Origin of the sequence: Pandoraea norimbergensis (genome assembly GCF_001465545.3) — a bacterium.
GTDB lineage: Bacteria > Pseudomonadota > Gammaproteobacteria > Burkholderiales > Burkholderiaceae > Pandoraea > Pandoraea norimbergensis.
Genome location: NZ_CP013480.3, coordinates 5,590,197 through 5,607,896 on the forward strand (window position 1 = coordinate 5,590,197; position 17,700 = coordinate 5,607,896).

The 17,700-nt window shown below is 62.9% G+C and carries 15 protein-coding genes; 8 read left to right on the forward strand and 7 right to left on the reverse strand.

Going from position 1 to position 17,700, the window contains the following annotated elements; all coding sequences use genetic code 11:
• Nucleotides 1–253: 253 nt before the first annotated feature.
• The gene (locus tag AT302_RS24475; protein WP_058376227.1) at nt 254–2,530 is read left to right on the forward strand and encodes a TonB-dependent receptor; all 2,277 of its coding nucleotides are present in this window, start codon (nt 254–256) and stop codon (nt 2,528–2,530) included.
• A gap of 156 nt (nt 2,531–2,686) precedes the next feature.
• Here the strand turns inward: AT302_RS24475 and AT302_RS24480 are convergent, their stop codons facing one another.
• Nucleotides 2,687–3,661 carry a pirin-like C-terminal cupin domain-containing protein gene (locus AT302_RS24480; RefSeq protein WP_058376228.1) on the reverse strand — a complete coding sequence of 325 codons (975 nt, stop codon included), beginning with the start codon at nt 3,659–3,661 and terminating at the stop codon, nt 2,687–2,689.
• 124 nt (nt 3,662–3,785) lie between these two features.
• Nucleotides 3,786–4,385, reverse strand: a complete 600-nt coding sequence (locus AT302_RS24485) for an FMN-dependent NADH-azoreductase (RefSeq protein ID WP_058376229.1) — start codon at nt 4,383–4,385, stop codon at nt 3,786–3,788.
• A 256-nt stretch (nt 4,386–4,641) separates the two neighbouring features.
• Here AT302_RS24485 and AT302_RS24490 point away from each other — a divergent pair, with 256 nt between their 5' ends.
• A complete protein-coding gene (locus tag AT302_RS24490; RefSeq protein WP_058376230.1) occupies nt 4,642–5,592 on the forward strand; it encodes a LysR family transcriptional regulator in 951 nt (316 codons plus the stop codon).
• Between the two features lie 66 nt (nt 5,593–5,658).
• Here AT302_RS24490 and AT302_RS24495 read toward each other — a convergent pair whose 3' ends face one another.
• The 3 genes from AT302_RS24495 to AT302_RS24505 all read right to left on the reverse strand — a co-directional run bounded on the left by AT302_RS24495 (nt 5,659) and on the right by AT302_RS24505 (nt 9,570).
• The gene (locus AT302_RS24495) at nt 5,659–7,464 is read right to left on the reverse strand and encodes a M61 family metallopeptidase (RefSeq protein ID WP_058376231.1); all 1,806 of its coding nucleotides are present in this window, start codon (nt 7,462–7,464) and stop codon (nt 5,659–5,661) included.
• 41 nt (nt 7,465–7,505) lie between these two features.
• Complete coding sequence (locus tag AT302_RS24500) at nt 7,506–8,258, reverse strand: DsbC family protein (protein ID WP_058376232.1); 753 nt, start codon at nt 8,256–8,258, stop codon at nt 7,506–7,508.
• 124 nt (nt 8,259–8,382) lie between these two features.
• On the reverse strand, nt 8,383–9,570 hold the full coding sequence (locus AT302_RS24505; protein WP_058376233.1) for a UbiH/UbiF family hydroxylase: 1,188 nt from the start codon (nt 9,568–9,570) through the stop codon (nt 8,383–8,385).
• A 194-nt stretch (nt 9,571–9,764) separates the two neighbouring features.
• Between AT302_RS24505 and ypfJ the strand changes: the two genes are divergently transcribed.
• The 4 genes from ypfJ (at nt 9,765) to AT302_RS24520 (ending at nt 12,890) form a co-directional block, all read left to right on the forward strand.
• Nucleotides 9,765–10,643 (forward strand): KPN_02809 family neutral zinc metallopeptidase, encoded by an 879-nt coding sequence (gene ypfJ, locus AT302_RS24510; protein WP_058376234.1) that lies wholly within the window; start codon nt 9,765–9,767, stop codon nt 10,641–10,643.
• 109 nt (nt 10,644–10,752) lie between these two features.
• On the forward strand, nt 10,753–11,847 hold the full coding sequence (ychF, locus tag AT302_RS24515) for a redox-regulated ATPase YchF (protein WP_058376235.1): 1,095 nt from the start codon (nt 10,753–10,755) through the stop codon (nt 11,845–11,847).
• A 456-nt stretch (nt 11,848–12,303) separates the two neighbouring features.
• Entirely contained in the window at nt 12,304–12,558 is a 255-nt protein-coding gene (locus AT302_RS27410) for a type II toxin-antitoxin system HicA family toxin (protein ID WP_084656445.1), read from the forward strand.
• Entirely contained in the window at nt 12,555–12,890 is a 336-nt protein-coding gene (locus tag AT302_RS24520) for a type II toxin-antitoxin system HicB family antitoxin (protein WP_058376236.1), read from the forward strand. The genes AT302_RS27410 and AT302_RS24520 overlap by 4 nt, the downstream gene beginning before the upstream one ends.
• A 480-nt stretch (nt 12,891–13,370) precedes the next feature.
• On the opposite strand, the gene AT302_RS24525 is transcribed toward AT302_RS24520, so the two are convergent.
• Complete coding sequence (locus AT302_RS24525) at nt 13,371–13,844, reverse strand: GNAT family N-acetyltransferase (protein WP_237172011.1); 474 nt, start codon at nt 13,842–13,844, stop codon at nt 13,371–13,373.
• Complete coding sequence (locus AT302_RS28330; RefSeq protein WP_058376237.1) at nt 13,841–14,521, reverse strand: GntR family transcriptional regulator; 681 nt, start codon at nt 14,519–14,521, stop codon at nt 13,841–13,843. Before AT302_RS28330 ends, AT302_RS24525 begins: the two co-directional genes overlap by 4 nt.
• A 61-nt stretch (nt 14,522–14,582) precedes the next feature.
• On the opposite strand from AT302_RS28330, the gene AT302_RS24535 reads away from it, so the two are divergent.
• Nucleotides 14,583–16,028 carry an SLC13 family permease gene (locus AT302_RS24535; RefSeq protein ID WP_058376238.1) on the forward strand — a complete coding sequence of 482 codons (1,446 nt, stop codon included), beginning with the start codon at nt 14,583–14,585 and terminating at the stop codon, nt 16,026–16,028.
• A gap of 367 nt (nt 16,029–16,395) precedes the next feature.
• Nucleotides 16,396–17,697 (forward strand): glycosyltransferase family 87 protein, encoded by a 1,302-nt coding sequence (locus AT302_RS24540; RefSeq protein WP_058376239.1) that lies wholly within the window; start codon nt 16,396–16,398, stop codon nt 17,695–17,697.
• The last annotated feature ends 3 nt before the right edge of the window (nt 17,698–17,700 follow it).

The following is a 17,700-nucleotide window of genomic DNA, read 5'->3' on the forward strand; positions in this document are numbered from 1 at the left end:
GATCATTTTCAAAACTTGGTGCCATTTTGATAGTTATCGCTATCAAAAAGCCGGACCGTGCCGGTTCAACGTCATTACGGTTTTACCCACCGAAATATACGAACGCATAGATCATTTCAAACGTTTACACGCTTTCTTGAACATATTAAACTTCCGGCCGTAATGAGAATTCGTCTCATTATCAACTGATAAGAATCGTGCGTTGCCCGGCCCGTCAGGCGTCCGACGGTGACGCCATAGCCGGAACACACGTATGTCTACCGCTTTCCAGACGCGCCAGCGTCTGCTCGTGACCGCCTGCGCCCTGCTCGTTGCCGGTGGCGCCCTCGCCCTCCCCGCTGCCGCACAGACCACCCAGCCCGCTCCGTCCGGTAATACGGACCCGGCCGGTGCCAGCGCCGCCCCTGCCAGCGCCAACGCCAGCGCCAACGCCGTCACCCTGCCGACCACGCAAGTGAACGACAGCGCAGTGCCGTCGGCCATGCAGACCAAGACGTTGCCCTCGTACAAGTTCGTCGACCCGTTGCGCGATACGCCGCGCTCGGTCACGGTCATTCCCGAAGAGCTGATCAAGCAGACAAACGCCACCACGTTCGCCGACGCACTCAAGACGGTGCCCGGCATCACGTTCCTCGGTGGCGACGCCGCCGCGAACCCGTCGGCCGACCGCCCGGTCATTCGCGGCTTTGAATCGCGCAACTCGATCTTCGTCGACGGCATGCGCGACTCCGGTGTGCAGAACCGCGAGACGTTCGCCATCGAGAACATCAGCGTCATCAAGGGCCCGGATTCGGTCTACGCCGGACGCGGCGCCGTGGGCGGCAGCATCGACATCACGACGAAAACGCCGCGACTGGAAGACTTCACCAACGCCAGCCTCGGCTTCGGCACCGACAGCTACAAGCGCCTGACGCTGGACGTTAACCGCCAGCTCAACGATCAGACCGCCGTGCGCCTGAATGCCATGGGCTTCGACGCCGATCAGGCCGGCCGCACGAACGTCTACAGCAAGCGCTGGGGTATTGCGCCGTCGGTGGCCTTCGGCCTGAACAGCCCGACCACCGTCACGTTCAGCTACTACCACCTGAATTCGTACGACATGCCGGACTTCAGCGCGCCGTTCCGCTCGGCAGGCGGCACGCCCGACGGCGGCTTCCAGCGCAACCAGTTCTACGGCCTGAACAACCGCGATTACCGTCGCGGCCAGACCGACACCGGCGAAATCAAGATCGAGCACCGCCTCAACGACACGTGGAAAGTGAAGAACACCACGATGGTCGGCCGCTCGACGCTCGACTACGTGGCGACGAACCCGCAGTTCCAGTCGGGCAACCCGAACATCATTTCGCTGCAAGCCAAGAGCGGCAAGTACGCCACCAACAGCATCGCCAACCAGACCGAACTCACCGGCAAGGCCACGTTGTTCGGCTTCGAGCACACGCTTACGGGCGGTGTCGAATTCAGCAACGAACAAAGCCGCTACGAGGGGTATCTCGTCGCAGACAGCGCCGGCAACAACATCCGCTCGGGCGGCCCCTGCTCGGTGGCCTACAACTGCACGACCATCGGCGGCTGGAATCCGGACAACCCGTGGACGGGCAGCCTCGTCCTCAACGGCGACAAGGCCTTCCCGGGTGCCGCAACGAACACGCGCACCGATGTGGCCTCGGCCTACCTGTTCGACAGCGTGAAGCTCTCCGAGCGCTGGCTGCTCAACGGCGGCATGCGCGTCGATCGCTTCGACGTTCACGCCGTGCAAGCCGGTGCGCCGGACCTGAAGAACATCTCAACCCTGTTCAGCTTCCAGTTGGGCGTGGTGTACAAGGTGCTGCCGACACTGAGCCTGTACGCGTCGTACGGCACGTCGGCGAACCCGCCGGGCGCAAACAGCGGTCTGGGCGGCGGTACGGACCAGATTACGACGGGCAACTCGAACCTCTCGCCCGAGCGTAGCCGCAACATCGAAATCGGTGCGAAATGGGATGTGCTTGAGCAACGCCTGTCGCTCACCGCAGCGCTGTTCCAGACCGACAAGACCAATGCTCGCGTGAGCGATGGTCTGGGCGGCACGATCAACGCCGGCAGCCAGCGCGTGCGCGGTGCCGAACTTGGCTGGGCCGGTAACCTGACGCAGCACTGGCGTGTGTTCGGCGGCTACTCGTATCTGGATGCGATCACGACCGATGCAGGTCCGAGCGCACCGGGTGCGTCGGGTCTGCCGATGGTGATGGTGCCCAAGCACAACGTCACGCTGTGGACCGACTACGAAGTGCTGCCCAAGATCACGCTCGGCGCCGGTATGACGCTATCGAGCCTCACCTACGCGTCGGTGTCGGCCACCACGCGCAAGTGGACGCCGGGCTACGCGCGCTTCGACGCCATGGCGACATATCGCGTCTCGCGCAGCGTCGATCTGCAACTGAACGTGCAGAACATCTTCGACAAGAAGTACTACGCCAGCGCCTACCCGATCTACGCCACGTGGGCCCCGGGTCGCAGCGCCATGCTGACGCTGAACTTCCATCAGTGATGCATGACGTGCCGCAGTGCCGTAGTGCCGTTGCTGCAACGTGACGCGGTGACGTAGTGCGCTGAAGTCATACGGCAACGTAAAAAAGGGGGATTCGGTCGCAATGGCCGAATCCCCCTTCTGCATTCATTGGGCACTGACTTCCGTCACGCCATATCAAAGCGTGCCCATCGAGCCTTGCTGGTAAAGCCGCATGAGGTTGATGAGATCGCCCTCGTCGCGCGCCGCGAAGTTGCCGCGAAAGACCACCGGCTCATCGAGTGGCGTACCGCCGACGAGCAGCAGGCGTGCGCCAGCGCGCCCCGCCATCTGCCATTCGCCCGGTGGTAGCGACAACGCCTCTACGTCGCCGCCATCGGCACGCAACGCATGACCCGCCAGCGCCGCCTCGCCCTGCGCGATCAGCGCAATCCAACGGCGGCCGTCGCACGGAACGGTGAACGTACGCACATCGTCGTCGCGCCAGTCGAGTCGTAACAACGTCGTGGGTTTCTCTTCACTTGAAGGGGCACCACCGCTTTGAGGCGTCTCGTCACGGCTAATGCGATCAGCGCGATCGACTTGCCGATCACCCCACTCGCCACACACGAGTGTCAGATCGAGCCCGCCCGCTTGCCACTGCGGCATCGCTGTCGCGCGAACCACCGTCTGATCGGGGGCGCCATGCGCATGGCGTCCGGCACGATTGACGACCAGACGCACGCCGCGCACGGTCTTGCAAAGGTCGTCCGGGACGTCGTCGTGCACGGTGCCGCAATTCGCTTCCAGCCAGAGCAAATCGCCCGGTTGCAGCGTGTCGTCACCGCCTTGCGCGTTTCGACAGCGCATCGACGTCGTGGATTCGGGAAACAGATAGGTCGCCACGGCACACCCCGCATGCGGATGCGGTGGAATGCACGCGCCGTGACGGCGGAATACATCGACCGAGAGAAACGGATCGGTCTCGTCAGTCTGATCGAAAACACCCGCCCCCGCGGCCGCGGCACAGCGACCGGGCCGGGAGACAGGAAGCACGCGCGGAATGACCGGCGCGTCGGCATGGGCGGCCGGGCGCTTCTTGACACGGGTCCGTAGCGATACGAGAGATACGGGACCCGATGCGAGACCCGGGACGGAATTCGGGTTGGTCATTGGGGGTTCCTGCGCGTGCGGGACAACTAGCAATAAGAAACGCGACGCGCCCGCTCGCCGGGAGGGTCCGGCGAGTCGGGCTACGTTCGCAGCCCGACCGGGCGCGCCGCTTCAGTACGCTGAATTACAGCGCTGCGATGGCGTCGCGGGCGTTCTTGAAGCCGGCAGCGGCCGATTCCGGGCCACGTGCCAGACCTTCGGCGAAGATGAACGTCACGTCCGTCATACCGAGGAAGCCCAGAATGGCCTTCAGGTACGGGGTCTGGCTGTCGGCAGGCGTGTCCTTGTAGTTGCCGCCGCGAGCAAACGCCACGAGCACCTTCTTGCCTTGGATCAGGCCTTCCACGGTGCCGTCTTCACGGTAACGGAACGTCACGCGGGCACGGGCGATCCAGTCGAAGTAGGCCTTCAACTGCGACGGCACTTGGAAGTTGTACAGCGGCACGCCGAACACGACATAGTCGGCGGCCTGAATTTCTGCGATCAGTGCATCGCTGCGCGCGATGATGGCGTTCTGCTCCGGCGAGCGTTGGTCTTCCGGCGTGAAGAACGCGCCGATCACGGCTTCGTCCAGATGGGGCACGCCGTCGGCCAGCAGATCGCGCACGACCACCTTGGCACCGGGGTTCTTCGCGACCAGTTGCGTCACCGTTTCGTTGGCGAGCGTGGTCGAGTTGGCACCCTGCGAGCGGGCGGCAGAATTGATTTGCAGAATCGTGGTCATTGCTGTGGCTCCTGAGCCTGGGTTCGGAAAATCCGTCCACGCAGGCCCCCTTCACCGGGGATGCCGTCAATTGCGTGTCGGCTTAGGGTGAATTCTAGTTACCCACAAAAATGAAACAAGCCGCTAAAATCGAATTGTTTGTTCCTATTTTGGAACAATGAATTCGTCCCTTCCGGGTAGCGGTTTCACGGGCGGCTCATGGGCGATTCAACGGTTTTGGCCAGACGCCACAAGGCGTCACAAGGAGCGCAGTGCGATGATTGACGATCTGAACGACATGCTGATCTTCGCCGAAGTGGTGCGCTCCGGCAGCATCACCCGAGCGGGTGAGCGGCTCGATTTGCCGAAGGCGACGGTCAGCCGGCGTCTGTCCCGGCTGGAGACGCGACTCGGCACCCGGCTGCTGCACAAGACCACCCGGCGCCTTGAACTCACGGAAGTGGGTGAGGCGTATTACGAGCGCTGTCTGCCGATTCTCGAAGAGGTGGAAGAGACACGCGACTTCGCTTCGCAGCTCTCGAACAAGCCGCGTGGCCGTTTGCGAATCACGGCACCCGCCGACTTTGCGACGCAATGGCTGGCGCTTCCGCTCGCCACGTTCTGTGCGGCGTATCCCGAAATCACCGTCGATGTCGATCTCAGCTCGCGGCAGGTCGACCTGATCGCCGAGCGCGTCGACGTGGCCATTCGCGCGGGGCAGCTCTCGGACTCCACGCTGGTGGCGCGTCCGTTGCTGATGCTCACGCGCAGCCTCTACGCCAGTCCGCTCTATCTCAGCGCTACGGGCCTGCCCGGTGAGCCGGAAGAACTTGCCGGCCACCGGTACGTGATCCTGCAAGGCGCCCGACGGCTCTTCAATACCGACACGCTGCACAAAGGGCGGCAACGCGTCGACATCACGATGCACGGCGCGATTCAGGTCAACAGCATGGGGATGGTCAAGGAGATGGCGCTGGCGGGTAGCGGCATTGCCGCGCTGACCGACATTCTGGCCGAAGATGCATTGCGCACTGGCCGTCTGGTCAAAGTGCTGCCCGAGTGGTCGCTACCGGCCAGCCCGGTGCATCTGGTCACGCCCTCGCGCCGCTTTTTGCCGAGAAAGACGCAGGTCTTCATCGAACATATGCTGGCGGTCGCGCGGACGTGCCCCGAAGAAAACCGCGACCCGACGGTGCCGGGTCCGGCACCTGTCGAGGCCAAGCGGTAATCAGGCGCAAATCAAAGACGATTCAAAGGCGATTCAAACACCCATCAAAGACTGATCGAACGCCGGTCAGGCACTCAGCCACTTCTCGCGGCGTTGCGCGGCGGCCCGATCGCGCGTCGCGGTGATGCGGTATTGCGTCACTTCCGGGGCATCGAGCGTGAGCGCGGTTTCGCGCAATTCGTCGCGGCGGAACGCGTGCACGCGCACCTGATCGCCTGCGCGATAGCGTTCGAGCAACTTGTCGAGATTACCCGTCGTCACGCGCAGACCGTCGATGGCGACGAGCGTATCGCCTGCCGACAGACCCGCCGCTTGCGCAGCGCCACCGTCGAGCACTTGCGCGAGCGCGAGGTCGTCACCGCGCTTCGCTGTCTTCGCTCCGAGTGACGGACGGCCATGTTCCGGCGTCACTGGCGCCAGCGTCAGGCCGACACGCTCCAGCAACGATGCGAGCGGCAAGTCGCGCGTGCCGTTGATGGCCGTCGCAAAGAACTCCGACAGGTCGATACCCGAGACTTCTTCAAACAACGGCTGAACCGCATCTTCATCGATGCCGACCGGTGCCCCGCGATAGAAATCGCGCCCGTAACGCTGCCACAGCGCGCGCATGATGTCGTCAAGCGACTTCTGGCCACGCGTCTGCGTGCGAATGGTCAGATCAAGTGCCAGCGCGATCAGCGAACCCTTCGTGTAGTAGCTCACGATGGCGTTCGGCGCGTTCTCGTCCTGACGGTAGTACTTGGTCCACGCGTCGAACGAACTCTCGGCAACGGTCTGCTTGAGGCGGCCGCTGCCGCGCAGCACGTTGGCCACCGTCTCCGCGACCAGATCGTAATAAGCGGGCGCGTCGATCACGCCGCTACGCACGAGCATCAGATCGTCGTAATACGACGTAAAGCCTTCGAACAACCACAGCAGGCGTGTGTAGTTTTCCTGATCGAGTGTGTAAGGCGCGAAAGCCGCAGGCTTGATGCGTTTGACGTTCCACGTGTGGAAGTACTCGTGGCTCACCAGACCGAGGAAGCCGCGATACGCGTCGCTCATCTTCGCCTGCCCCTGCACCGGCAGGTCATTACGACCGGCCAGCAGCGCCGTGGACGCGCGATGCTCCAGCCCGCCGTAACCGTCCCCCACCGTCATCAGCAGGAAGACATAACGCGACATGGGCACACGCGAACGCGCGCTGGCACCCGGTTCGAACAACCGGATCTGCGATTCGCAGATCTTCTTCATGTCGCGCAGCAAACGGTCGAGATCGAGCTTCGGCACGGGGCCGGTGATGGCCACCTCATGCGTCACACCGCACGCCTTGAAGGTGCCGTGCACGAAGGTGCCCAGTTCCACCGGCGAATCGATCAGTTCGTCGTAATCGGCGGCGATATAGCGGCCGAAGTCGAGCGCCGCCGTCCCCTGCGCAGGTTCCAGCGCCGTCGCCACACGCCATGCCTTGTAGGCAGCACCGCGCGGGCGCAGGATGTCGACCTCGCACGGCGAGTTCTCCTGCCCGTGCACGCGCAGAAACACGCTGGTGCCGTTGAAGAAGCCATGCGTGTCGTCCAGATGCGCGGCGCGCACCGAAAGATCCCATGCATAGACCTCGTACGTCACGATCAGCGTGCCCTTGCAGGGCGCCGCCTGCCACGTGTGCTTGTCGAGCTTGTCGAGCGCCACCTTGCGGCCACGGCACGTCGCGCCGATGGTCACGATGTTGCGCGCGAACTCGCGCACCATGTAGCTGCCCGGAATCCACGCCGGCAACGTGAAACGCTGGCCTTCAGGCGCAGGGCTGGAGACCGTGACGCTCACTTCGAACAAGTGAGCGGCGGGCGACTTCGGGACGATGGCGTACCGAATGGAAGGCGTAGCTTTCATGACGTGGGCGGCGCGGGCGGGCGCTTCTTATGTGAGAGGGCTTACTTGACGGTGGCGAGGGCTTTTTCGAGCTCGTCGGCAGGCACGGCGCCCGGCAGGCGGCGGCCGTCCGACAGAATGATCGTCGGCGTGCCCGTCACGTTGTAGCTGTGTCCCAGCGCCACGTTCTGCTTGACCGGACCGTCGTCGCACTTGGCCGTGGGCGTGGCCGGTGCCTTCTTGTCGAGCATCCAGTCGTGCCATGCCTTGAGGCGATCGGTCGAGCACCAGATGGCCTTCGACTTGGCGTCCGAATCCGGGCCGAGCACCGGATACAGGAAGGTATAGACGGTGATGTTGTCGATGTTCGACTTCAGGGTCTCTTCAAAGCGCTTGCAGTACGGGCAATTCGGATCGGAGAAGACGGCGATCTTGCGGCTGCCGTTGCCCTTCACGAACTTGATGGCGCGATCGAGCGGGAGCTTCGAGAAGTCGACCTTGTTCAGCTCGGATTGACGCGCTTCCGTGAGGTTCTGACGCGTCTTGGTGTCGATCAGGTTGCCGCCGAGAATGACGTACTGTGCCTTTTCGTCGGCGTAGATGATCTCGCCGCCGACCGCCACTTCATAGAGCCCCGGCACCGGCGTGCGCGACACCGACTTCACGGGGGCATCCGAACCGAGCGTCTTTTGCACGGCGCTCTTCACGCGGTCGAGCGTCGCGTCCGGCTTGTTCTGCGCGACGGCCAGCGTGGTGACACCGGCGGCGCAAACCGCTGCGATAGCAAGCGCCGCGGCGCGATAACGTTGCAACATCGAATTTCTCCAGAAGTAGTGTCGTGCTTGATGGTGCGTATGGGGATGCGAGGGCGTGCGCAGATACTTGCACTGTCCCGCGCGTCGCTTCGCCGGTTGCGAATCGACGCCGTAGACGAATGCCTTAACCCAGCGCGCGGCCGATCAGGAATTTCTTCACGAAGGGCAGCATGTTCACGCCGTCGAGTCCGGCGTTGCGTGCGAACTTCGCGAGCGGGCTGCTGGTCGAGAACAGCTTGTGCAGCCCATCGGTCGTGAACGCCATGCTGCCGATATCTTCCTTGCGCGCACGCTCGTAGCGACGCAGCACGGTGGCGTCGCCACAGTCGCGGAACGATTCCCGCGCAGCCACGGCGTCGCCCAGTGCTGCGACATCGCGTAGCCCAAGGTTCATGCCCTGCCCCGCCAGCGGATGCACCACATGCGCCGCGTCGCCGATCAGCGCAACGCGTTGAGCGATCAGACGCTTCGCTTGAGCGAGCACCAGCGGGAACCCCTGTGCGCGGGCTGAGACCGGCGTGAGCTGGCCAAGTTCACCTTTCGAGAACGTGCCGATGCGCTCGGCAAGGTCTTTGGGATCGAGCGCAAGCAACTGGCTGGCGTGCCCTTCGGCGGCCGACCAGACGAGCGAGACGTGCTGATCCGGCAATGGCAGCAGCGCGATGATCTCGCCGTCGTGAAACCATTGAAACGCCGTATCGCGGTGCGATCGCTCCGCGCGGAAGTTGCACACCACACCTAGTTGTTCGTACGGACGCACCGTGCCATCGAGGCCCGCCGTGCCGCGTACCCATGAGTGCGCGCCGTCGGCCCCGACCACCAGCGATGCGCGCAGCACCTTGCCGTCGGACAGACGCACCGAGGCGGCATCCGCGTCGACTTCGAGCGCATCGGCGCGGGCGTCGACCCAATGGACTTGCGGAGAGAAGCGCAGCGCGGCGTCGAGGGCGCGTTCGAGATTCGACGATTCGGCGATCCATGCCAGTTGCGGCACGGCGGCCTGATAGGCCGAGAAGTGCAGGCTGCCGCGTTCGTCGCCGAACACTTCCATGTCGTAGACGGGATTCACGCGCGCGGGATCGACTGCCTGCCAGACACGCATGCGCTCGAAGAGGGCTTGCGAGCTGGACGAGAGCGAGTAGATGCGGGCGTCCCAGGGGTCACCGCCGGGCGCCGTGGCCGTGGCGGGCTGGGCGAGCAGTGCGACCGACAGGCGCGCTTGCGAAAGCAGCAAGGCGGCGGCCTTGCCGATCAGACCGCCACCGACGACGATGACGTCGTGCGTCTGGCTGGAAGTTTGGGATTGGGCCATGCGGCGAATGCAGCGCCCGCGCCATGACTGCGCGAGCCGACTGGTTCAGAAAACGAGATGGCGTATTGTCGCACGCCTGCCGCCGGGGTGATGCCCGGCCGCGCGGTGCCCGGCTGCGACCGAGCGTCGCGCCGTCGACGCCCGGCGCTATACTTCCGCGCAGGTAACGGGCATCCATGCAGGGGAGATTCAAAATGCGTCTCGACGACGAACAGGAAAGTCAGAACGTAGAAGACCGCCGGGGCAGTGGCGGCGGCTTCGGAGGACGCACGACCATCGGGATCGGCACGATCGTGGTGGCGCTGGCGGCCTCGTACTTCTTCGGCATCGACCCGCGCGTAATCATCGAAGGCTCGCAGATGATTCAGGGGCAGACGCAGTCGCAGCCCCAGCGGGCACCGGCCAACACGGCACCCGCCAACGACCCCAAGATCGTCTTCACGCGCAAGGTGCTCGGCAACATCGAGCACACGTGGGCGAGCGTTTTCCCGGCGCAGCTGAACCGTCAGTACGTAGCGCCGAAGCTGGTGGTGTTCTCCGGGGCGACGGCCACGGCGTGCGGGACGGGGCAAACGGCCATGGGGCCGTTTTACTGTCCGGGCGACCAGAAGGTCTATATCGACCTCGAGTTTTACGACGAATTGCAGCGCAAGTTCGGCGCCGGGGGGGACTTCGCGCAGGCTTACGTGATTGCGCACGAGGTGGGCCATCACGTGCAGAACCTGCTGGGCATTTCCGATCAGTTCGACGCGGCGCGCCGGCGCGTGAGCGAGGCGCAGGCCAATGCGCTGTCGGTACGGCTGGAGTTGCAGGCGGACTGCTTTGCCGGGGTCTGGGCCAACAATGCGGCGAAGGCGAACCAGCAGTTGTTCGAGCCGGGTGACATTGAGCAGGGGCTGAAGGCGGCGGCCGCCATTGGCGACGACCGGTTGCAGCAGCAATCGCAGGGGCGCGTGGTGCCGGAGTCGTTCACGCACGGCACGAGTGCGCAGCGGGTGTATTGGCTGCGTCAGGGGTTGCAGTCGGGCGATGTGCGCAAGTGCGACACGTTCTCGGCCAAGCAACTGAGCTGAGCGCCTGCGGCCCCCGAGGCCCCGGGGGTGGCAGAGCGGGTGGTTCGGGCACGAACGGGTACAATAGCGGACTTTCCGCGACGCAATACCGGATTTCACAGGATTTAGCATGAGCCTCAAATGCGGCATCGTCGGCTTGCCCAACGTCGGCAAATCGACCCTTTTCAATGCGCTGACCAAGGCGGGCATCGCTGCCGAGAACTACCCGTTCTGTACGATCGAGCCGAACGTCGGCGTGGTCGAGGTGCCGGACCCGCGACTGGGCAAGCTGGCCGAGATCGTCAAACCCGAGCGGATCATGCCGGCAACGGTCGAATTCGTGGATATCGCCGGTCTGGTGGCGGGCGCGTCCAAGGGTGAAGGGCTGGGCAACCAGTTCCTCGCCAACATTCGCGAAACGGATGCGATCACGCACGTCGTGCGTTGCTTCGAGGATGAGAACGTCATCCACGTGGCCGGCAAGGTCAACCCGATCTCCGACATCGAAGTGATCAACACCGAACTCGCGCTGGCCGATCTGGCCACCGTCGAGAAGTCGTTGCAGCGTTACACGAAGGCGGCCAAGTCGGGCAACGACAAGGAAGCGGCCAAGCTGGTGGCGGTGCTCGAGAAGATTGCGCCGGTGCTCAACGAAGCACGTCCGGTGCGCTCGCTGAAGCTTTCGGAAGACGAACAGGCGTTGATCAAGCCGTTCTGCCTGATCACGGCCAAGCCGACGATGTATGTGGCGAACGTGAAGGACGACGGTTTCGAGAACAACCCGCATCTGGATGCGGTGCGTAAGTACGCTGAAGCGGAAAATGCGCCGGTCGTGGCGGTATGCGCGGCGATCGAGGCGGAAATCGGCGATATGGAAGATGCCGACAAGGCTGAGTTTTTGGCCGACATGGGCATGGACGAGCCGGGTCTGGACCGCGTGATTCGTGCGGGCTTCAAGCTGCTGGGCTTGCAGACGTACTTCACGGCCGGCGTGAAGGAAGTGCGCGCGTGGACGATCCACGTGGGCGACACGGCACCGCAAGCGGCTGGCGTGATCCACACGGACTTCGAGCGCGGCTTCATCCGCGCGCAGACGATTGCGTTCGACGACTACATCCAGTTCAAGGGCGAGCAAGGCGCGAAAGAAGCCGGCAAGATGCGCGCCGAAGGCAAGGAATACGTCGTGCACGACGGCGACGTGATGAACTTCTTGTTTAACGTGTAACGACTCAGTCGACTGGATAAATTCGGGGGCCCCAGATGCTTCCGGAGTCTCCACAAAAAACCCGCGCTCTCGCGGGTTTTTTGTTTTCAAGGCGACTTGGGGCAGTTCCGAATCTTCGATCCAAGCATCGAATTGCGCCGCCATCCGCTTGTCCCGGCGATGCGATCCCCATATGCTTTCGTTCGTCTCGCAGCTAGGCGTAATCTGCGCGATGACGATTGAGCAGCATCTCGCTGAAAGTCGTCGCCACTGCATTCAAGCGAACGTTCCCACCGATCCGCCGTCGTTACACGCCCGCGTCCATATATTCGGCGATCGTTCGCGCCAATCGTCAACACCCGTCCCCGTCACCACCCAAGCAGCAGTCACTCGCTCAACCGTCAGTTGATGACCCTTCGCAATCGTCTAAACAACTTCTTCTCGTTTGTTTTTGATACTATATTTTGATACTATTTGATGAAAACAAAATCGAGAAAGACGCTTGAATTGATTTTTTCTCGCCCCACCCCAGCGGGAGCGCGTTGGCGCGACGTGGCATCGCTGTTTCTTGATCTTGGTGCAGAGTTGATTGAACGCGAGGGGTCCCGAGTCGCGGTCTATTTGTTTGGCCACATCAGAATATTTCATCGCCCCCACCCTTCGCCGGACCTCGACAAGGGGGCTATTGCAACGATTCGGAAGTGGCTCGAAGAGAACGGAGTGAAACCATGAATAACGTCATGATCATCAATGGGCACAAGGCCGTCATCTGCTATGACCCCGAGATTGAAATGTTCAGAGGCGAGTTTGTCGGCTTGAACGGGGGTGCAGATTTTTATGCCGGTGATGTCGGCGGACTGCATCGCGAAGGCGAACTGTCTTTGAAGGTCTTTCTCGAAGAATGCGCGCGCCGTGGTTTGGAACCCCAAAAGCAGTTTTCGGGGAAGTTTGTGATTCGCCTGGATCCCAAAGCCCATGAAGCTGCCGCTATTGCCGCCGCAGCGCACGGACAAAGTCTGAACCAGTGGGCAGCCGAGACACTTGAGCTCGCGGCGTGCGCGTGACGCTTCTTTCAACGCAATTGAGATCACTCGCCTAGACGGGGCGACCTATTGCGACAACAACTGAAGAAATCGTTGTTATCTAACAAGATGCGGCCCTCTTCCTGCGAAGGCGATCCACTACGTTGCGGATCGTGAGAAGGTTTCCGTCGAGAACGTCTTGTTCACTCAGGAAAAGCAACTTCAGTAGCGCTGACTGTTCGCGAAGGCTTTCATACAAAGTGTCGCAATGTGGCGAGTCAACATCGCCATCACGCCTCCTCGTTGGTCGAACTCGCTTCGCGTATCCGTGCAGCACCTTCCATCTCCGTTTTGAACTCTCGCAGTCAGTCATTCGCTGCTGACAGGGGAGTGTGAACGATCGCAACCGTCAACAACGCAAAGCCTCGACAGGTGGATGTCGGCAGACTTCGCAGATCCTTGTGATGTGGGCGTCTCCGGCAGAGTCAATTTCTGATGCCCGCCGTACTTATCGGAGAGCGCTCAATGCGCTTCGGTCGTCAGCGTCGCGGTCACCATATCCTCGTAATCCCCCTCCTCCGACGTCCCCGCCCCAGTCACAGCAAAACCGTGACGCAAGTAGAACGCCTTCGCTCGCGAGTTCTTCACCAGACATTTGAGTCGGTATCCGCGTGATGGCCAATCCGGGAGCGCTTTCAACAACGCCGCCCCCACACCTGCGCCTTGCGAGGTCTCACGCACGTAGAGCATGTGAATGAAGTTATCCGCTGGCCAGACGGAGATGAATCCGAGGATCTCGTCGTTGACACCCCTCGCTACCTGAATCGTCTCGCCCGCGGCATCCGACGCGAAGTCTTCATACCGGAACCGGTCGGACGACAACCACGTCATCGTCTGCCGCCTGACACCGAGGTAGAGCTGCGCAAGCGCAGGCAAGTCCGCCGGTCTTGCCGCTTCAATATCAAAGGCAATTCCGTTCGTGTCGACGTAGCTCACGCGTCCCAACCCTCTCGAATGATTTGTGCGATCCGTTCACCGGTTTCCCGGTTATGCGCCTGCACCAATGCCACAGCCCCTGCATCGTCACCGGCCGCACAAAGACGCAGTAACTCGCGATGTTCCTCGTGCGAGCGCTGCGCGTTCCCCTGCGTGCGCCACGCCAGAAACAAATACCGCCCGAGGTTCAGTCGCGCCGTCGCCACCGCACGCTGAAAGTACGGACGTTCCGCCTTCGCGTACAGCATCGCGTGAAACGCCGCGTTGCGTGCCACCACATCCGCAAGATCCGTTGCCGCTTCCAGCGCATCGAGCGACGCCTCGGCCCGCGCCAGATCGGCGCGCGACAAGTTCGGCATCGCCAACGCCATCAATCGCCCCTCCAGCAACGCGCGGTAGTCGGCCAACTCCAGCGCGTCGCTCTCAGTGAGCGACGCCACCACCGTGCCGCGATTCACACGACTGAGCGCCAACCCGTCCGCCGCCAGCATGGTCAACGCTTCACGCACCGGCACATGGCTCACGCCCAGCGCCGCCGCCAGATGGTCCTGCCGCAGCGCTTCGCCCGGCTTCAATTCGCCACGGCCAATCTGCTCGCGCAACGCTTCATAGGCCCGCTCCGTGGCGGTCCCAGCCTGCGGCTCCGATCCCGCGTCCAATCCGGCATCTTTCGCCATTCGTCGACTCTCCCGGCAAATTATATATAATCACGAAAATTATATATTATCCGGAGTCGCCATGTCACAAACCAGTCCGACACCTACCGCTGGCAGCGCGGTCGCCCCCGTCCCCGGCGACGCCTTCGCGCCCGGGCGACGCTGGCGGCACGGCTTGCTTGTGGGACTCAGCGCCTTAGTCGGCTTCGCGCTGTACTCGGCAGGGTTGCGTGGCGACACGCTCACGGTGGCCGTCATCGTCACGCTCTGTCTCGGCTACTGGGCCACCGGCTGGCTGCCCGACTTCCTCGTGTCGTTGCTGCTGATGTTCCTGCTGGTTGCCGCTACATCGCTTGGCGCTGGCGTGGTCTTCTCGGGCTTCACATCCGGGGCCTTCTGGCTGGTGTTCAGCGGGGCCGTCATCGGCATGGCGCTTGCCGTCACCGGACTCGGCGAGCGCGTCGCGCGCCGCCTCGCCGCCCACTGCGGACACGCTTACGGGCTCGCCCTCACCGGGTTCGTCGCCATCGCCTTCGTGCTGTCGCTGGTCATGCCTTCCACGCTGGGACGCATCGCCATTCTGGTCCCGATCGTGCTGAGCTTTTGCGACCGCGTCGGCTTCGTCGCCGGTCGTCCCGGGCGCACCGGGCTTCTGCTCGCCACCGCGCTCGCCAGTTGCGAGTTGTCGACGGCGATTCTTCCCGCCAATTTGCCGAATCTAGTGATGGCAGGCAGCGCGGAAACGGTGCTGGGCATCCGACTCGGCTATGCCGAATACGCCAGCGCACTCGTCCCGGCGCTGGCCGTCGTGCGCGGCGCGCTGCTGGTCGTCGTCGCGATATGGATGTTTCCGGATCGTCTCGTTGCAGCAGACCTCGCGTCTTCATCCCCCTCGCCCACAACCGCATCCATGGGCCCCGCCGAACGTCGCCTGCTCGGCGCGCTGACGCTGATGCTGGGGCTCTGGTTCACCGAACCTTGGCACCACGTCTCCGCCGGTTGGGTCGGGCTTGGCGTAGCGCTGTTGTGCCTCGGCCCGCTGCGCCTCGTGAATCCGGAAGCGTTTCTCAAGCAGGTGAAGCTCGCACCGTTGTGGTTTGTCGCAGCGATCATCGGACTGACGGCAGCGGTCGATCACGCAGGTCTCGCCGACGCGCTGCGCCCCGCACTTTCGCGCCTCGACCTCGCGCAAATGTCGGCAACGCCCGCCTATCTCGTGCTGGTCGTACTTTCCGTCGTGCTGATGTTTGCCGTCACCTCGAACGCCGCGCCCGCGTTGTTCACCCCGTTAGTCCCCGCCCTCGCACAAGGCGCGCCGCTCAGCATGAAAGCCGTGTTGCTCACGCAGGCTGTCGGTATCTCGACGATCGTCCTGCCGTATCAAGCGCCGCCGCTGATTCTGGCCATGGCGCTCGCCGGCATCGGACTGCGTGACGCCACCCGGTTTTGCGTTGCCACCGCCTTGCTGTCGCTCGTCACGGTGCTGCCGGCCAATGCGCTTTGGTGGCACGTCATCGGCCTGATGTGACGCGATGTGACGTGCTGCAACGCGAAGTGGCGTTTTACGTGGCCATCCGAATCAACATTTCAAACGCCGGTTTGCCACAGTCACCCGATAGACGTGATCCTTTCGGAGACCGTCTCGTCTAATATCAAAGCGTGGCCCTGCCATCTCGGGAATGCCCTGCTTGAGCTTGGCGTGCCCGCGCAGTGACAATCGTGACAACGACAAAGTAAAAAACGGGAGCGACACCACGAATAAGACGCGTCGATCATGTCGCGTCGATTCGCGTCAATACGCATCGCCCCGTCGGCCGACTCACCGCAATCTCGCCATACCCAAACAGCAGCGCAATCGAGCATCGCAGTCTTCATGCAGCCAGGGGGATGTTGGCATGACATCGAAGCCGTCCGAAGTGATTGACGTAGCAGCGCCCTCGCGCCCGCACTGGAGCGATGATCGCGATCGCATTCGCCTGTATGCCGGCGCCGGCCTGCTTTGCGTGCTCGGCGTGATCGTCTTCTGGTGCAAACAGCACTTTTTCACGGAAAACCCTACGATCGGCCCCTTCGGTCTCGACTTCCTGCCGTTCTGGGGCGCATCGCATTTCGTACTGCAAGGGCATCCGCTCGATGCTTACAACATCGAGATCATGAATCAAGCGCAAATCGCTGCGGAACCCTGGACAACCAAGTTGGGCGGCTACATGCCGTGGCTCTACCCGCCCATCATGATGGTGTTCCTCGCCCCCGTGGCGTTGCTGCCTTTCATGTTCGCCTACACCGTGTATGCCAGCATCGGCTTCGCGCTGTTCTATGCGACCCTGCGGCGCACGGCACCTTGGGCGGACGCGCGCCTGCCGATCATCGGATTTCCCGGCGTGCTGGTCGTTGTCGTTGCCGGTCAGATTGCCCTCTACACCACCGCCATCGCCGGCATCTCGCTGGTGTTGCTGCGCAAACGTCCCGTGTGGGCAGGTATCTTCGCAGGCCTGCTCTTCATCAAGCCGCACATCGCGCTGCTCTTCCCGCTGGCATTCCTTTGCGCCCGGCAATGGCGCGCCCTCGCCGCATGCATCGTCACCGTCATTGTCACGACGTTGCTCGCCGCAGCGGTGTTCGGTATCGATGCCTATACCGCCTTCCTTCACGCCAATGAATATGCGCGCCAGGGTGTCGCCAACGGCACGGCTCAGGTCGCACGCATTCCCACGTTCTTTATCACCGCCCGCATGTTCGGTGCGCCGGTGCTCGTGGCACTCGTCATCCATGGCGTGATTGCACTGGGCGCCGTCGCGGTGGTGATCGACTTCTGGCGTCGCCCCGGCCCGTTTGCACTGCGCGCTGCCACGCTGATTTGTGCGACCACGCTGGTGAGTCCGTACCTCTATGACTACGACCTCGCCCTGCTCGCGCTGGTGATCGCGTGGTACGTGCGCGATGGCGTGGCACGCGGCTGGCTGCGCGGCGAGCGTGAATGGCTCGTGGTGTTGTGGATCACGCCGTTGTTCGGCCTGTTCATCGTGCTTTTCACCAACGTCCAGTTCATGCCGCTCATTACGCTGGCGACACTCGGCATGCTCTGGCGCCGACGTCGCAAGCTTGCGCATGTACCCGATCTGCCCGATGCCTTCGATCGGCGAATCGATACCGCCGACCGCCGTGCCCCCGGCATGGCTCATGTGTTCACGAGGTGACCC

What these genes read in the sequence shown, in the direction of transcription:
- AT302_RS24475 (WP_058376227.1), top strand. Translation starts at nt 254, where the DNA reads ATGTCTACCGCTTTCCAGACGCGCCAGCGTCTGCTCGTGACCGCCTGC.
- AT302_RS24480 (WP_058376228.1), bottom strand. Translation starts at nt 3,661, where the DNA reads ATGACCAACCCGAATTCCGTCCCGGGTCTCGCATCGGGTCCCGTATCT.
- AT302_RS24485 (WP_058376229.1), bottom strand. Translation starts at nt 4,385, where the DNA reads ATGACCACGATTCTGCAAATCAATTCTGCCGCCCGCTCGCAGGGTGCC.
- AT302_RS24490 (WP_058376230.1), top strand. Translation starts at nt 4,642, where the DNA reads ATGATTGACGATCTGAACGACATGCTGATCTTCGCCGAAGTGGTGCGC.
- AT302_RS24495 (WP_058376231.1), bottom strand. Translation starts at nt 7,464, where the DNA reads ATGAAAGCTACGCCTTCCATTCGGTACGCCATCGTCCCGAAGTCGCCC.
- AT302_RS24500 (WP_058376232.1), bottom strand. Translation starts at nt 8,258, where the DNA reads ATGTTGCAACGTTATCGCGCCGCGGCGCTTGCTATCGCAGCGGTTTGC.
- AT302_RS24505 (WP_058376233.1), bottom strand. Translation starts at nt 9,570, where the DNA reads ATGGCCCAATCCCAAACTTCCAGCCAGACGCACGACGTCATCGTCGTC.
- ypfJ (WP_058376234.1), top strand. Translation starts at nt 9,765, where the DNA reads ATGCGTCTCGACGACGAACAGGAAAGTCAGAACGTAGAAGACCGCCGG.
- ychF (WP_058376235.1), top strand. Translation starts at nt 10,753, where the DNA reads ATGAGCCTCAAATGCGGCATCGTCGGCTTGCCCAACGTCGGCAAATCG.
- AT302_RS27410 (WP_084656445.1), top strand. Translation starts at nt 12,304, where the DNA reads ATGAAAACAAAATCGAGAAAGACGCTTGAATTGATTTTTTCTCGCCCC.
- AT302_RS24520 (WP_058376236.1), top strand. Translation starts at nt 12,555, where the DNA reads ATGAATAACGTCATGATCATCAATGGGCACAAGGCCGTCATCTGCTAT.
- AT302_RS28330 (WP_058376237.1), bottom strand. Translation starts at nt 14,521, where the DNA reads ATGGCGAAAGATGCCGGATTGGACGCGGGATCGGAGCCGCAGGCTGGG.
- AT302_RS24535 (WP_058376238.1), top strand. Translation starts at nt 14,583, where the DNA reads ATGTCACAAACCAGTCCGACACCTACCGCTGGCAGCGCGGTCGCCCCC.
- AT302_RS24540 (WP_058376239.1), top strand. Translation starts at nt 16,396, where the DNA reads ATGACATCGAAGCCGTCCGAAGTGATTGACGTAGCAGCGCCCTCGCGC.